The organism is Stenotrophomonas sp. 2YAF26 (genome assembly GCF_052114625.1).
Taxonomy (GTDB): domain Bacteria; phylum Pseudomonadota; class Gammaproteobacteria; order Xanthomonadales; family Xanthomonadaceae; genus Stenotrophomonas; species Stenotrophomonas indicatrix.
In genome coordinates, this window is sequence record NZ_JBFRFC010000008.1 from 158020 (window position 1) to 173718 (window position 15699).

Annotated in this window: 13 protein-coding genes and 1 pseudogene; 9 read left to right on the forward strand and 5 right to left on the reverse strand. The window is 65.4% G+C overall.

The window, feature by feature from the left end:
* The first annotated feature begins 45 nt into the window (after positions 1-45).
* The 6 genes from AB4Y98_RS10780 (at position 46) to AB4Y98_RS10805 (ending at position 9066) form a co-directional block, all read left to right on the forward strand.
* Positions 46-531 (forward strand): GNAT family N-acetyltransferase, encoded by a 486-nt coding sequence (locus AB4Y98_RS10780; RefSeq protein ID WP_025876917.1) that lies wholly within the window; start codon positions 46-48, stop codon positions 529-531.
* The gene (epmA, locus tag AB4Y98_RS10785) at positions 528-1484 is read left to right on the forward strand and encodes an EF-P lysine aminoacylase EpmA (RefSeq protein WP_312787270.1); all 957 of its coding nucleotides are present in this window, start codon (positions 528-530) and stop codon (positions 1482-1484) included. Before AB4Y98_RS10780 ends, epmA begins: the two co-directional genes overlap by 4 nt.
* A 134-nt stretch (positions 1485-1618) precedes the next feature.
* A complete protein-coding gene (locus tag AB4Y98_RS10790) occupies positions 1619-2350 on the forward strand; it encodes a DUF3011 domain-containing protein (protein WP_442244359.1) in 732 nt (243 codons plus the stop codon).
* Between the two features lie 47 nt (positions 2351-2397).
* Positions 2398-3462, forward strand: coding sequence for an S-methyl-5-thioribose-1-phosphate isomerase (gene mtnA, locus AB4Y98_RS10795; RefSeq protein WP_059064602.1), 1065 nt, complete (start codon positions 2398-2400; stop codon positions 3460-3462).
* A gap of 233 nt (positions 3463-3695) precedes the next feature.
* On the forward strand, positions 3696-6410 hold the full coding sequence (gyrA, locus tag AB4Y98_RS10800; protein WP_363732757.1) for a DNA gyrase subunit A: 2715 nt from the start codon (positions 3696-3698) through the stop codon (positions 6408-6410).
* Positions 6411-6540: 130 nt separating this feature from the next.
* Positions 6541-9066: a membrane-bound PQQ-dependent dehydrogenase, glucose/quinate/shikimate family gene (locus tag AB4Y98_RS10805; RefSeq protein ID WP_442244330.1), complete on the forward strand. Its 2526-nt coding sequence runs from the start codon at positions 6541-6543 to the stop codon at positions 9064-9066.
* Positions 9067-9150: 84 nt separating this feature from the next.
* Here the strand turns inward: AB4Y98_RS10805 and AB4Y98_RS10810 are convergent, their stop codons facing one another.
* Positions 9151-10140: a zinc-dependent alcohol dehydrogenase family protein gene (locus AB4Y98_RS10810; RefSeq protein ID WP_442244331.1), complete on the reverse strand. Its 990-nt coding sequence runs from the start codon at positions 10138-10140 to the stop codon at positions 9151-9153.
* Positions 10141-10261: 121 nt separating this feature from the next.
* Here AB4Y98_RS10810 and AB4Y98_RS10815 point away from each other — a divergent pair, with 121 nt between their 5' ends.
* From AB4Y98_RS10815 to AB4Y98_RS10825, 3 genes are all read left to right on the forward strand, one after another.
* On the forward strand, positions 10262-11170 hold the full coding sequence (locus AB4Y98_RS10815; RefSeq protein ID WP_442244332.1) for a LysR substrate-binding domain-containing protein: 909 nt from the start codon (positions 10262-10264) through the stop codon (positions 11168-11170).
* Positions 11171-11300: 130 nt separating this feature from the next.
* A complete protein-coding gene (locus AB4Y98_RS10820) occupies positions 11301-11762 on the forward strand; it encodes a DUF4952 domain-containing protein (protein WP_442244333.1) in 462 nt (153 codons plus the stop codon).
* A gap of 46 nt (positions 11763-11808) precedes the next feature.
* Complete coding sequence (locus tag AB4Y98_RS10825; RefSeq protein WP_442244334.1) at positions 11809-12192, forward strand: energy transducer TonB; 384 nt, start codon at positions 11809-11811, stop codon at positions 12190-12192.
* Positions 12193-12196: 4 nt separating this feature from the next.
* Here the strand turns inward: AB4Y98_RS10825 and AB4Y98_RS10830 are convergent, their stop codons facing one another.
* From AB4Y98_RS10830 to AB4Y98_RS10845, 4 genes and pseudogenes are all read right to left on the reverse strand, one after another.
* The gene (locus tag AB4Y98_RS10830) at positions 12197-12589 is read right to left on the reverse strand and encodes a DUF3037 domain-containing protein (protein ID WP_442244335.1); all 393 of its coding nucleotides are present in this window, start codon (positions 12587-12589) and stop codon (positions 12197-12199) included.
* Positions 12567-13343, reverse strand: coding sequence for a HipA family kinase (locus AB4Y98_RS10835; RefSeq protein WP_442244336.1), 777 nt, complete (start codon positions 13341-13343; stop codon positions 12567-12569). The genes AB4Y98_RS10830 and AB4Y98_RS10835 overlap by 23 nt, the downstream gene beginning before the upstream one ends.
* Before the next feature lie 61 nt (positions 13344-13404).
* A pseudogene (locus tag AB4Y98_RS10840) lies at positions 13405-14655 on the reverse strand (XVIPCD domain-containing protein); the annotation flags it as partial.
* Positions 14624-15130 carry a hypothetical protein gene (locus AB4Y98_RS10845; RefSeq protein ID WP_312786037.1) on the reverse strand — a complete coding sequence of 169 codons (507 nt, stop codon included), beginning with the start codon at positions 15128-15130 and terminating at the stop codon, positions 14624-14626. The pseudogene AB4Y98_RS10840 and the gene AB4Y98_RS10845, both read right to left, overlap by 32 nt.
* Between the last annotated feature and the right edge of the window lie 569 nt (positions 15131-15699).

Sequence of the window (15699 nt, forward strand, 5' to 3'; positions counted from 1 at the left end):
GGCCGGGTGCGCAGGCACCCGGCACGCAACCGCAAAGGAACACTGATGCAGACCGCTCCGCTGGATTTCCGCCTGGCCACCCGTGCCGACGAGGAACTGCTGATCGCGCTGATGCGCGATTTCTACGCCGAAGACAAGATCGAATTCGACGATGCGCGCGTACGCCGTGGTGTCGATGCGCTGCTGGCCGATCCGCGCAACGGGGAAGTACTGCTGTGGTTGGACGAGGCCGCGGCCGTCGTTGGCTATGCGGTCATCGCGATGGGCTTCAGCCTGGAGCAGGGCGGCCATTTCATGCTGCTGGACGAGCTCTACCTCAGCCACCGCGCGCGTGGCCGTGGCCGTGGCAAGCGGGCACTGGCCATCTGCGAACAACGCGCGCGCGGGCGCGGGGTCAGCCGGCTGCGGCTGGAGGTGAACCATCACAACGAACTGGCGCGCCGCCTGTACCTGGCCAGTGGCTACATCGATGACACGCGCGATCTGCTGACCCTGCCGCTAGACCATCCGCGCCCGGAGGGCATCCTGTGAGCGAGGCACTGCTGCGCAGCCTGCAACAGCGCGCCACGCTCAATGCGCTGGTGCGGCGCTTCTTCGCCGAGCGTGGCGTGCTGGAAGTGGAAACGCCGATTCTTTCCGTGGCCGGCAACACCGAGCCGAACATCGACAGCTTCCATACCGATTTCAGCGGCCACGTCGATGCGGGCGGTCGACGCCGCTGGCTGCGCACCTCGCCGGAGTTCCCGCTCAAGCGCCTGCTCGCTGCCGGCGTGGGCGATTGCTATGAGCTCGGCCGGGTGTTCCGCAATGGCGAAGCCGGTGGCCGCCACAATCCCGAGTTCACCATGCTGGAGTGGTATCGGGTTGGCTGGGACCACCATCGATTGCTGCAGGAAACCGCGGAACTGGTGGTGCAGGCACTGGCGCTGGTTGGCCGCAGCGCGACATTGCGCGTGCTGAGCTATCGCGAACTGTTCCAGCAACACGCAGGCGTGGACCCGTTCGATGCCGATGAGGGGCAACTGCGCGCTGCGCTGGGCGAGGTGCACATCGATCCGGTGGGCCTGACCCGCGATGACTGGCTGGATCTGTTGATGACCCACCGTATCCAACCGCATTTCGATGACGCGGTCATGACCGTGGTCCACGACTGGCCCGCCAGCCAAGCGGCACTGGCGCGCATCCGCCCCGGCACACCGCCATTGGCCGAGCGTTTCGAGCTGTACCTGGGCGCGGTGGAACTGGCCAACGGTTATCACGAACTGAACGATGCGGCTGAACAGCGCGCGCGTTTCCAGCATGACCTGCAGCGTCGCCATGCACGGGGGCAGGTACAGCCCGCGCTGGATGAAGCGTTGCTGCGTGCACTGCCTTCAATGCCCGCCTGTGCCGGTGTTGCCGTTGGCATTGATCGCCTGCTGATGGCGATGCACCGCACACCGCGCATCGCCGACGTGCTTGCATTCGATTTCGCCCACGCATGAGCCGATTTCCCCTGGACCTGGCAGGCTGAACGAAAACACGCGTTTGCGCGCTTGATTCAGCAAGCACGATGATGCTCTTATCACAGCCGATACCGCACACTTGCGTCGTGGTTCATCCATTCATGGGGAAGGCTTTGGTCAAGTGGTTTGCGGTCGTAGCGGCACCGATGTACTCCATGGCGATATGGGGTGGCCTGCTTCCGTCGACCGCATCGGCGCAGTCACTTGGCTATGACAACGAAGTAGTGACCTGCGAATCCCGTGACATGGGTTGGGTGCATTGCGACATCGATGTCAGCAACGGCGTCGACCTGATCCGCCAGTTGTCCAGCAACAGCTGCATCCGTGGCAGCGAGTGGGGCACCGACCGCAGTGGCGTGTGGGTGACACTGGGCTGCCGCGCCGAGTTCCGCGCGCGCCGTGCAGAGAATGATGTCGCGCCCTCGGCCGAGGGTCGCAAGCGCCTGGTGCGACGGGTGGTGCGCTGCGAGTCCAACGGTCGCCCGCAGAGCTGCCCGGTACGCCTGGACGGTGCGCCGGTACGGTTGCTGCGGCAGCTGTCGGTGCTGCCGTGCCGGGAAGGGCAGGGCTGGGGCTACAAGCGCAATGAGGTGTGGACCACCCGGGGTTGCCAGGGTGACTTCGAGGTGGCCGACGAGCAGGGCCGTTTCGTCGACATGCCGCGCCGGCTGACCTGCGAATCCAAGTCCAAGAAGCGCCGCTTCTGTGGCGCCAGCATCTCCACCAGCGCCACCATCTCCAACCAGCTTTCCAGCACCCCGTGCGAGGAAGGCAGCACCTGGGGCTGGAACCGCAACGGCATCTGGGTCGACGGCGGCTGCCGCGCCGAATTCTCGGTGAACTGACCCCGGACGGGGTCCATCCGTGCGTGGCGTGGCCCTACAATGGGGCCATGAATACCGCCACCGACCTCGATTACGCCCGCTACGACCACATCCGCCCGATCCTGTGGACCGGCGATGCCCTGCAACTGCTTGACCAGCGCAAGCTGCCGTTCGTGGTCGAGCATGTGGCCTGCCATGACAGTGATGAGGTGGCTGCCGCCATCCACGCCCTGACCGTGCGCGGTGCGCCGGCCATCGGTATCGCCGCTGCCTGGGGTGTGGTGCTGGCCGCACGTGATGTGCAGGCTGCCGATGGCGCGCATGCCCTGCAGCAGCTGGAACCGGCGCTGCAGCGGCTGAATGCCTCGCGCCCGACCGCGGTCAACCTGGCCTGGGCGCTGGCACGCATGCGACGTTGCCTGAGCGCTGCCGGCGCCGACTGGAAGGCGCTGCTGGAGGCTGAAGCGCAAGCGATCGCCGAAGAAGACCTGGCCGCCAACCGCCACATGGGCGCACTCGGTGCCGGCCTGATCGAGGCCGGCAGCGGCGTGTTGACCCATTGCAATACCGGCTCGCTGGCCACCGCCGGCTTCGGTACGGCGCTGGGCGTGATCCGCGCCGGCATGGCCCAGGACCGCATCGCCCGTGTGTTCGCAGGTGAGACCCGGCCGTGGTTGCAGGGTGCGCGCCTGACTGTATGGGAGCTGCAGCAGGACGGCATCGACGCGACGCTGATCGCCGACTCGGCCGCCTCGCACCTGATGAAGACCGGTGCGGTGCAGTGGGTGATCGTGGGCGCCGACCGCATCTGCGCCAATGGCGATACCGCCAACAAGATCGGCACCTACCAGCTGGCCATCGCGGCCCGCCACCACGGGGTGAAGTTCATGGTCGTGGCGCCGTCCTCGACGGTGGACATGGATACCGTGGACGGCAGCCAGATCGAGATCGAACAGCGCGATCCGGGCGAACTGTACGGCGTGGGGGGCACCCGCACCGTGGCCGAGGGCATCGCCGCCTGGAACCCGGTGTTCGATGTCACCCCGGGCGAGCTGATCGATGCCATTGTGACCGAGCGGGGGGTGATCCTGAACCCGACCGCAGAGAACATGCGTACCGCCTTCGGCGGTTGACGCGGGCAGGGGCGGGTGCCTTTCCGCTGGAAAGGGCTCCGACCCCGGCGTCCGGTAGTGCCGGCCGCTGGCCGGCAACCCCCTAAGTTCCTGATTTGTGCCGGTAAAATCACCGTAAAGGCAGGCGGAAAACGGCCCCGTGTGGTAGAATCCAGCGGTTGAATCGAGGTTCCGGCACGACCACCCCCGGGTGGATGCGCCGGACTGGACCGCTACCAGACAACGGAACCCGAATGGCAGAAACCGCCAAGGAAATCATCCAGGTCAACCTGGAAGACGAGATGCGCAAGAGCTACCTCGATTACGCCATGAGCGTGATCGTGGGGCGCGCGCTGCCAGATGCGCGCGATGGCCTCAAGCCGGTGCATCGTCGTGTGCTGTTTGCGATGAATGAACTCAACGCGCACAGCAACAAGCCCTACTTCAAGTCGGCACGTATCGTCGGTGACGTCATCGGTAAGTACCACCCGCATGGCGACCAGTCGGTGTACGACACGCTGGTGCGATTGGCACAGCCGTTCTCGCTGCGCTACATGCTGGTCGATGGCCAGGGTAACTTCGGTTCGGTCGACGGCGACTCCGCCGCGGCGATGCGATACACCGAGGCGCGCATGTCGCGGCTCGCGCATGAGCTGATGGCGGACATCGACAAGGAAACCGTCGATTTCCAGCCCAACTACGACGAAAAGGAACTGGAGCCGACGGTCATGCCGACCCGGTTCCCGAACCTGCTGGTCAATGGTTCGGCCGGTATCGCGGTGGGCATGGCGACCAACATTCCGCCGCACAACCTCACCGAATCGATCAATGCCTGCATCGCGCTGATCGACAATCCGGAAATCGATATCGACGGCCTGATGGAGTTCATCCCGGGCCCGGATTTCCCGACTGCGGGCATCATCAACGGCACCGCCGGCATCATCGCCGGTTACCGCACCGGCCGTGGCCGCGTGCGCATCCGTGCCAAGGCGGATGTCGAAGTGGCCGACAACGGCCGCGAATCGATCATCGTCACTGAAATTCCTTACCAGGTGAACAAGGCGCGTCTGATCGAGAAGATCGCCGAGCTGGTCAAGGAAAAGAAGATCGAAGGCATCAGCGAGCTGCGCGATGAGTCCGACAAGGACGGCATGCGCATCTACATCGAAATCAAGCGCGGCGAGTCGGCCGAGGTTGTGCTCAACAACCTCTACCAGCAGACCCAGATGGAGTCGGTGTTCGGCATCAACATGGTGGCGCTGGTCGACGGCCGCCCGCAGTTGATGAACCTCAAGCAGATGCTGGAGGCCTTCGTCCGCCACCGTCGCGAAGTGGTCACCCGCCGCACCGTGTTCGAGCTGCGCAAGGCGCGTGCCCGTGCCCACGTGCTGGAAGGCCTGACCGTTGCGCTGGCCAACATCGACGAGATGATCGAACTGATCAAGACCTCGCCGAACCCCACCGAGGCACGCGAGCGCATGCTTGCGCGCCTGTGGGAACCGGGCCTGGTCGGTTCGATGCTCGGCGCCGCCGGTGCCGAAGCCTCGCGTCCCGATGACCTGCCCAAGGGCGTGGGCCTGATCGAAGGCGGCTATCAGCTGACCGAGATCCAGGCGACCCAGATCCTGGAAATGCGCCTGCATCGCCTGACCGGGCTGGAGCAGGACCGCCTGACCGAGGAATACAAGCAGCTGCTGGAAGTGATCGCCGGGCTGATCCATATCCTGGAAGATCCCGATCGCCTGCTGCAGGTGATCCGCGAAGAGCTGATCAACGTGCGGGCCGAGTTCGGTGACGAGCGCCGTACCGAGATCCGCCACAGCGAAGAAGATCTGGACATCCTCGACCTGATCGCCCCGGAAGACGTGGTGGTCACCGTCTCCCACGCCGGCTACGTGAAGCGCCAACCGGTGAGCGTGTACCGCGCGCAGCGCCGTGGCGGCCGTGGCCGCAGCGCGGCGTCGACCAAGGAAGARGATTTCATCGAACAGCTGTGGCTGGTCAACACGCACGACACGCTGCTGACCTTCACCAGTTCGGGCAAGGTGTTCTGGCTGCCGGTGTACCAGCTGCCTGAAGCCGGTTCCAATGCCCGCGGTCGTCCGATCATCAACTGGATCCCGCTTGAGCCGGGCGAACGCGTGCAGGCCGTGCTGCCGGTGCGCGAGTACGCCGATGGCCAGTTCGTGTTCTTCGCCACCAAAAACGGTACGGTCAAGAAGACCCCTCTGGGCGAGTTCGCCTTCCGCTTGGCCCGCGGCAAGATCGCGATCAACCTCGACGAGGGCGATGCCCTGGTCGGCGTCGGCCTGACCGATGGCGAGCGCGACATCCTGCTGTTCGCCTCCAACGGCAAGACCGTGCGCTTCGGTGAAGACAAGGTCCGCTCGATGGGTCGTACCGCTACCGGCGTGCGCGGCATCAGGATGCCGGCCGGCGAGGAAGTGGTCAGCCTGATCGTGGCCGAGAGTGCTGGCGGCATCGAGGACGAGAACGAGGACGACAACGGTGTCGAGGAGGCCATCGCCACGGGCGATGCGCTGATCGAAGGTGCCGACGACGCCAACCTGCGTTACATCCTCACCGCCACCGAAAACGGCTACGGCAAGCGTACCCCGCTGCCGGATTACCCGCGCAAGGGTCGTGGCACGCAGGGCGTCATCGGCATCCAGACCACCGAGCGCAATGGCAAGCTGGTTGCCGCGGTGCTGATGGGTACCGACGATGAAGTCCTGCTGATCTCCGATGGCGGCACCCTGGTGCGTACGCGTGGTTCGGAAATCAGCCGCGTCGGCCGCAACACCCAGGGCGTGACCCTGATCCGCCTGTCCAAGGACGAGAAGCTGCAGGCGGTGGAGCGCATGGATGCCTCGATCGACGAGGACGAGGACGAGGTGGCCGCCGCCGCCCCGGCCACGACCGACGGCGCACCGGCTGCTGCCAGCAGCGAGGACGCCGCGCAGGAGTGATCCTGCCGCGATGCTGAGGTACCCGACGACGCCGGCCTTGTGCCGGCGTCGTCGTGTCTGCAGTCGAAAATACGCACGCACTTCACGGTGACGGTGGCATAAGGGCGCATGCTGCCCCCGGAGATCGACGATGTCCGCCACGCCGCAGTCTGCTTACGCGCCTCCGCCCCGCCATCCTCTCGTTACCGTGCTGGCCCTGTTGCTGATCGTGCTCGGCCTGGTCATCGGCGGCCTTGGTGCGTGGCTGCTCAGCCTCGGTGGCTCCTGGTACTACGCCATCGCCGGCCTGGGCCTGCTGGTCTGCGGCATCCTGTTGTGGGGCAATCGGCGTAGCGGTGCACTGCTGTATGCACTGGTGTTCATCGGCAGCCTGCTGTGGACCTGGTGGGAATCGGGCAGCGATTACTGGCGCTGGGTACCACGGCTGGGCCTGGTGACCGCCCTCGGCATCGTCCTGGCATTGCTGGCGCCGACCCTGCAGGCGCCGGTGCCCAGGCGGCTGTCGCGCAGCGTGGCCGCTGTACTGATGCTGGTCTTCGTGGCCGCCTTCGGCCTCGCGTTCACCCCGCATGGCATGGTCGACGGGCATCAGCCGTTCCCGGAGCCGGCGGTCAGCGCCGGGCTTGATCCCACCCGTGACACCACCGGCCTGCAGCCTGCCGACCAGCCGGCAGAAGGAGACTGGCCGGCATGGGGGCGCAGCAATGCCGCCACCCGCTATTCGCCGCTGCAGCAGGTCACCCCGGAAAACGTGGGAACCTTGCAACTGGCATGGCAGTTCCGCACGGGCGACCTGCCGAAGAAGCGCTGGGGTGCGGAAACCACGCCACTGAAGATCGGTGATCGGTTGTACCTGTGCACCGCACGCAATCAGTTGATCGCCCTCGATGCCGGCAGCGGCAAGGAGCTATGGCGTTTCGACCCGAAGGTGAAGGATGCGTCGATCCCGTATACGGCCGCCTGCCGTGGCGTGTCCTATTACGAGCTGCCCAGCGCGCCGACCCTCGCCGATGCCGCACTGGCTGACGTGGCCGCCGATCTCGCGCTGCCCGCACCGCCGCCGACCCGCACCCACCAGAGCGCGGCGCCAGGGAGCCGCTCAGCCTGCAGCGCACGCATCATCGAAGGCACGCTGGACGGCCGCCTTATCGCGGTGGACGCCGACAGCGGTCGCCCCTGCGCGAATTTCGGCAACAACGGCCAGGTCGACATCACCCTGGGCATGGGCGAGGTGCCGCCGGGTTACGTATCGATCACCTCGCCGCCGGCGATCGTCCGCGGTGTCATCGTTACCGGCCACCAGGTACTGGACGGCCAGCGCCGCGACGCGCCCTCCGGCGTCATCCAGGCCTACGACGCGATCAGCGGCAAGCTGCGCTGGGCGTGGGACATGGACCAGCCCGAGCGCAGCGGCCTGCCACCGCGCGAGCAGACCTATACACGTGGCACACCGAACATGTGGACCACCGCTACCGGCGATGAAGCACTGGGCCTGGTGTACCTGCCGATGGGCAATTCCGCAGGCGACTACTGGAGTGGCTCGCGCACCGAAAACGAGAACAGGTACGCGACCTCGCTGGTCGCCATCGATGTGGCTACCGGCAAGCCGGTCTGGCATTTCCAGGCCGTGCGCAAGGACGTCTGGGACTACGACCTGGGTTCGCAGGCCAGCCTCATCGACTACCCGACGGCATCGGGCAAGGTGCCGGCGATCCTGCTGCCCACCAAGCAGGGCGACATGTACATCCTCGACCGTCGCAACGGCCAGCTGCTGACCCCGGCCGAAGAGCGCAAGGTGCCACAGGGCGGCGTGGAGCCCGAGCAGCGCGCCGCCACCCAGCTGTTCTCGCTGTACCACACGCTGCGGCGCGACGACGCGCTGACCGAGCGTGACATGTGGGGCATCACCCCCATCGACCAGCTGGTCTGCCGAATCCAGTTCCGCAAGGCACATTACGAAGGGTTCTACACACCGCCCAGCAGCGATCACCACTCCATCGAATACCCCGGCTACAACGGTGGCTCGGACTGGGGCAGCGTGGCCATCGATACGCGGCGTGGCGTGATAGTGGCCAACTACAACGACATGCCCAACTACAACCGGCTGGTGCCGCGCGCCGAAGCCGACCGCAAGGGCTGGCTGCCGCGCGAGCAGATGCGCGCCGACAAGGGCGGTGCCGAAGGGGCAGGGGATCCGCAGGTCGGCACGCCCTATGGCATCGACGTCAACGCCGGTTGGCGGCTGCCGTTCACCGGCCTGTTGTGCAAGCAGCCGCCCTATGGCGGTATCCGTGCGATCGACCTGCGCAGCGGCAAGCTGCTGTGGGACCGGCCGTTCGGCAGCGCGCGTGGCAACGGCCCCTTCGACATCCGCTCCGGCCTGCCCATTGAAATCGGCACGCCGAACAATGGCGGTTCGGTGGTGACCGCCAGCGGCCTGATCTTCATCGCCGCAGCGACCGACGACCTGCTGCGTGCCATCGACCTGAAGACCGGCAAGGAGCTGTGGCACACCAAGCTGCCGGCGGGCGGCCAGGCCAACCCGATGGTGTACGAGCACGGCGGGCGGCAGTACTTGGTGATCATGGCCGGTGGGCACCATTTCATGGAGACGCCGGCGGGGGATTACGTGATGGCGTATGCGTTGCCGCGATGAGCCGCAGGGCAGGCAACACCGACGGTCAGCAGCGACGACCCCTGTGGGCACATTCCCAACGCCACAGGGGTATCGCGCAAGCGGTTAAACCGTGACCACCACCTTGCCGATCTGCTCATTCGATTCCAGGTAACGGTGTGCGTCCTGGATCTGCGCGAACGTAAACACCTTGGCGATCAGCGGCACCAGCACGCCCTTGTCCAGGCCATCGACGATGAATGCCTTTGCACGCGCCAGCGCCGCATCGTCAGACACGATTTCCGAGTACAGGTAGCCCTTCAGCGTCAGCGACTTGCCCAATACATTGAACAGCGGGAACGGCGTCGGCTCGCTGCTCAGCGCGCCATATTCCAGCAGGATGCCGCCGCGTGCCATCGCTTCGGTGAGCGGCACGAACTGCGGGCCGCCGATGGGATCGAACACCACGCGCGCGCCAGCACCTGCGGTGATGCGGGCAACTTCGGCCACCAGGTCCTGCTGTTGAGTGGCGATGACATGGGCGGCGCCGGCATCGAGCAGCGCCTGGCGCTTGCCCGGGCCCCGGGTTATCGCAATCGGCGTTGCGCCCACCGCATTGGCGATCTGGATGGCAGCCAGGCCAACGCTGCTTGACGCTGCAGTGATGATGACGAAATCACCGGCACCCAGCTTGGCCTGCTCCAGCAGCGCACCCCAGGCGGTGACGTACTGCATCCACACCGCTGCGGCCTGCTCGAAGCCCAACGAAGACGGATGCTTCACCACCAGTCGCGCCGGCACGTTGGCCAGCTCGCCATAGGTGCCCCAGCGGGCGATATCCAGCGGTGGCACGACGCTGACAGCATCGCCTGCAGTGAAACCGGTCACCGCGCTGCCTACGGCTTCAACCAGGCCAGCCGCTTCATAGCCGAGGCGGCTGGGGAACTCTGCCTGCTGCAGATAGGCGCCGTTGCGGAACATCACCTCGGCGCGGTTCAGGCCGATGGCCTTGACCCGGATCTGGATCTCATCGGCGGCAGGAGCGGGTACATCGATATCGTCAACGCGCAGCACATCGGCGTCGCCATAGGCGTGGATGCGGACAACCTGGGTCATGGGGGTCTCCAAAGGGAACGCCGGCTGGTGGCCGGGCGGGGGAACAGAGCGCTACTGTGCGCGTGGCCGGCGAACGAAAGAAGGGGTAATCTGGCGTTTCATTGGAAAACAATAGTTTGCAATGGACCTTATCGCACCCCTGCGCAGCTTCGCCAAGGTGGCCGAGGTGGGCTCGTTCGCCGCAGCTGCCGACGCACTGGATCTGTCGCCGCAACTGGTCGGCAAGCATGTGCAGACGCTGGAACAGCATCTGGGCGTGCGACTGCTCAACCGCACCACGCGCAAGCAGAGCCTGACCGACTTCGGGCAGGCGTACCTGGCCCGCGCGCGGGTCATCCTGGAGGAAGTGGAGAGTGCCGAGCAGTTGGCCGAGATCGCGCGCGGGCGACCGATGGGCCGGCTGCGGATCAGTGCGCCGGTCACCTTCGGCGTGCATGCGTTGGGGCCGGCGGTGGTGGCCTACATGCAGCAGTATCCCGACGTGCAGGTGGATCTGAACCTGTCCAACAGCCTGGTCAACGTGGTTGAAGACGGCTACGACCTGGTGTTCCGCACCGGTGATCTTGCCGACAGCGGCTTGGTCGCGCGGCGGCTGGGACCGTACCCGCTGGCGCTGTGCGCTGCCCCCAGCTATCTGGCTGCACGGCCACCGATCGTCCGCCCGCAGGACCTGAGCCGGCATGAATGCCTGGGTTTCGCCCACTCGGCGATCCGTACGCGGTGGAGCTTCCATGACCCACAGGGCGGCGTCTTGACCGTGCCGGTCTCCAGTCGCTTCATGGTCAACCAGGCCGAGCCGCTGCTGACCGCCGCGGTCGGTGGGCTGGGACTGATCCTGCAGCCGTTCGAGATGATGTCTGCCGCTCTGGCCAGCGGCGAACTGGTGGAAGTACTGCCTCGATTCGTGCCCGTATCCACGTCGATCAATCTGCTTTATCCCCGCCATCGCCAGGTGACGCCGAAGCTGCGCAGCTTTCTGGATTTCTGCGTGGCGCGCTTCACCGAAAAGAGCATGGCGCGTGAGCGCTGATCGAAGCGTGCGCAGTGGGTGGTGGCGTCGTTCGATTACGATGGCATTTCGTCACGCCCACGAAGGATCTGCCATCGCCCTGCTGCATCCCCCTGCGTCCTGTTTCGTCCGCCTCCGCTGCGGCGTCGGGGTGCTGCTGCTGATCGGCAGCGCCGTCACTGCCAGCGCGCAGACGCCTGCCGGTGCGCTTGCAGAATGGGAACTGCACGGCCGTGTCGAAGGCCTGGCCCGGCCCGACACCGTCTGCCAGGATTTCCTGCAGGCGATGGGACGAAAACCAGCCGAGCTGGAATACGTAGGCTGCACGCAGGACGACGATTCCTACATCCAGCCGATGGAAGCGCGGTATCGCGTCAGCGGCGCCTCGGCGGCGAAGATCGAAGCCTATCTGCAGCAGACCTTCGGTATGCCGCCACTGAAGTACGTCTGCTGTGGCTGGAGCAACGGCGCGCCTTACGTCTGGCGCGAGCAGCCGGGCAGCGTGAAGTACCAGATCGGCATGGGCGTGGAATCGCTGCATCATCCGCGCACGCAGTGGAGCGCGATTCCCTACTTCATGGTGACCGTTGCGGTGAACCGGAAAGGCCCCTGATGGCGTACGCTTGAAACCAACCACTGGCGTACAAGGAATGACAACCATGCCTCCCATGCTGCTCCGCGCTGCCGCCCTCGCGCTCACCCTGGCGATGAGTCCGATGGCCATCGCCGCGTCTCCCGAGCCGCTGCAGCTGCAGCAGGCCGAAGCGCTGACATACTGGAAGCCGGTGGAAGGCACCTTCCGCCCACGACTGAATGCCGATCCCGGGCGTGTGCAGTTTGCAGAGGAAGTGACCGTGGCCTATTCGGTCAACAAGCGCGGCCGCACGTATGACGTAAAGGTGGTGGATGCCAAGCCGTCGACGGCCTTCAGCGGCTGGGCGTTGAACGCGGTCAAGGCGATGCGCTTCACTGCAACGGACAGCAACACCGAGCGCATGCCGATCCGCAGCGAAATGACCGCACGCTGGGGCGGCGGCAAGTAGCGCGCTAGGTCGGAACACGCACCATCTTCGACATCAGGTGTTCGACCACGCCCGCCGGGTCCGCCGTGCGGCCCACATGTGTGCTGGACATCTGCACCACCGAGCTGCGCTTGGCGGTCAGGAAATGGAATCGCGCGCGCGCGGGCAGCTGCGCAATCGGGCCGGCGCCCGCATCGCCCCGGCAGATCGCCACGATGGCATCCAGCCACGGCTGCAGCGCTTCAATATCCAGCGCCGGCGCGAAGGCCTGCAGCCGCGCAGCGTCGATCTCGATCGCCGCTTCCAGGTGACGTGCGCCCGGGCAGGACACGATCACGCCGACGTTGATGAACTCCTCGCGTTCCACCCGTGGTACCACGCGGATGACGGCATAGTCATACGTGTGCAGCGTGGGCACGGATGGCCTCCTGCACGAACACCGCACGCACCTTCAGGCGATGCTTCAGGTAGTTGATGTAGCCCTGCCGGTAAGCCTGGGGGCTGTCGAAGGCCGGCTCATCGACCAGCCAACTGTCCGGCACCAGGCCGACGATGCGCTCGATTTCCGCATCAGGCAGGCGCGCAGCCAGCTCGGCATCCACCTCGGCGATGCGGCTGGCGAACGACAGCAGCACGTGGTCACGGATCAGTACGAAGGGCTTCTCGCAGGCGTCGCCAGCATTGGCCCAGTCGTGATGGAAGTACATCGCCGCACCGTGGTCGATCAGATACAGCTTGCGATGCCAGACCATCAGGTTCGGATTGCGCGTGGTGCGGTCGACGTTGCTGGTGAGTGCATCAAACCAGACGATGCGCGAGGCCAGGTCGGCGTCCACCGGCATCGCCGCCGGATCGTAGTTGATCGCGCCGGGCAGGTAATCCAGGCTCAGGTTCAGGCCTTCGCTGGCGCGGATCAGGTCCTGGATCTCCGGGTCCGGCTCGGTGCGGGCGAACTCGCTGTCCAGCTCCACGAACAGGATCTCCGGAATCGGCAGGCCCATCGCGCGTGCAATCTCGCCCGCGATCAACTCGGCAATCAGCGCCTTGGGCCCCTGTCCAGCACCACGAAACTTGAGCACCGCCATACCGTCGTCGTCGGTCTCGACCACGGCGGGCAGTGAGCCACCTTCCCGCAAGGGGGTGATGTAGCGGAGGGCATGGACGGTACGCATGGGCGCATTCTAGCGTGGCCCATGCATGGCGTGCGCSGGGCGATGCCCCGACATCTCCCGCCTGGCGGCTGAGCACCACATGATCCACGCGGTCCAGGCCGTTCTCGCGGGCCAGCACCAGCAGGCTTGCGCTCAGGCGTTCACTGGAGGCGTCGAAGCTGCGGCCATTGGCGGCATCCAGTTCTGCCACCTTGCCGCGGATCTGGTCGTGCAGGGCGCGGTCGTTGCCGCCCGCCAGCGGCGCAGCGTGGGCCTCGACCGAGGGAGTGGCGGTCGCCTGCGCGGTGATGGGCACGTGGGCGTAAGTGCCCTCGGTGTGGTCGAAATAGTGCAGCGTGGACGGCGAGGTGCTGGTATCGAAGTAGGGCTGCCGTGGCTGCGTGCCCTCACCCAGAGACAGGCCGTTCTGTTCCAGCAGGCTTTCCTGCAGGCCGAGCTTTGCCATGTTCACCGACATCCGGCTGATGCCATCGGGTGCCGGGTTCCTGGCCTCTTCCTCGCAGACCCGGCCGATGGCATAAGCAGCGTAGAAGTTCTGGTAGTCCGAATTGCCGTTGGGACCCAGCCGCGACGACACACCTTCATCGTAGTAGTGCTTGCCCATGCCCTCGATGTTGGCGGCAGTGGCGGTCATGCTCAGGTCTGCATTGAGTGTGAGGTCCGGATGCGCGGCATAGGTCATCGGCGGGCCGGGCTGCACGCGCACGAACTCCTCTGCACGGTTACTTGCTTTGTAGAGATCTTCCAGCGTGGCGTCCGGGTTGGCGGTCTTGACCATGCCTACCAATGCGTTCCAGCCCTCGATGTTCGCCGATGCCTCGTCGCGCCGGTTGGCTGCGAGCAGGGTGCCGATGGCCTGGGTGTAGTCGTGGGTCGAATCGCGTGCGGCAATGTCTGCAATATCGGAATCAAACTGCTTATAGGCTCGTTCGGTCGCTGCATCATTGAACCCATGCTGTAGCTCATGGCCCAGTACGAAAGTCAGCTCTGCAGCGTCGTGCCTGTCCCGCGCTGGTGTGGACAGACTGGATGCCGGCAGGCTGATCGTCTTTGCGCCGCCGTCGTACTCGCCGCCCACACTGCTGTCGGCAGGCAGCAGCTCAAAGCGCTGCAGATGACCGGCGGCGATGGCCGAGTCGACCTGGGCTGCCAGCGCCGGAGAGTTGGCGATGGCCTTGCGAAGGTTGTCGACCTGATCGGTCGTTACATCGGGTTTTCCTGCAAATTCGGTCAGCAGGCGTTCCGTATCCGCTGAAAGCGTAGGCATGGTGCGGTGCTCCTTACTGCACGGTGACAAGGCGGACGCAGGCATGCACCGGCTCGCCAGACGGGGTCGGATTCTCAGCCATCGTGTCGACCTTGATGCTCAGGTTCGGGCGATCGAAACGGTCATGGATGATGCGGCCGTGCTCGCCGCGGATCGTTTCACGCTTGAAGCCCGCGGCCTGCAGACCCGAGGCGAACTGATCGAAGTCGACCTGACAGATCGCCGATGCGTTGGCTTTACGCTCGGCGGTGGTGTCGATGAAATTGAGATCGAGACGCGTATCGGCGGCGCCAGCCGTCTTGATTTCGAGGCCGTAGCTCCATTCCGGCGTCAGCGTGCCGCCGTAGCCGAAGTGCCCCGGGCCGAAACTCTGCGCGGGCGCCTGCATGGCCTGCGATACCCGTTCAAGGGTCAGTTCACGGGTGGAGGTGGTGTCCTTGATCAGATCCAGCAGGCGCAACAGGAGTTGGTCTGCGGTGAGCGCAGACGGCGTTGCGGCGTCGGAGGCAGTCGATGCCATGGTAGCGGGTCCTTGAGAAGTCGACGAATGGTCAGTCGCGTGTGCGCAGGCGCAGAGCGAGGCCGCACTTAGGACGATCGTCCACGGCCGTGTGAATGCGTACCCAAGCATAAGCGTTCCTTGCATGTTGAGCGCTGACCCTAAAGTGGGCCAGGTGAATCACAGGTTAAATGGAATTGACGATTGCTGGCACCGGGGCCGGGCGATTAGAACCTCCGGTGTTTGCTGCAGGCGGAGTTGCCAGCGCCGGGCGCTCCCTGGCAGCGCGCAGTCGGCTCTGCATGCCATGGAATTTTCTTCACTTCCTCATTCCGTGAGAGGTGGCAGCATCCAGCCGTGAGTCGATCAAGCACTGGCGTGGCCTTGAATTGCAGGCCTCCCTGCCGCTTCCCCGCGACCGACACCCGCCAGCTTGTTTCCGGCACATTTGCGCAGCGTTGAACGTGGTCCTGCGAGGCCACTCCCCTCGGCAAGGAGGCCCGCGATGCACAGTCCTGTTCACGCGTATACCTACCGCATCAGCAACCAGCCTGTCGCGCAGGCAGCGTGCGCTGGTGTTGGCAGACATG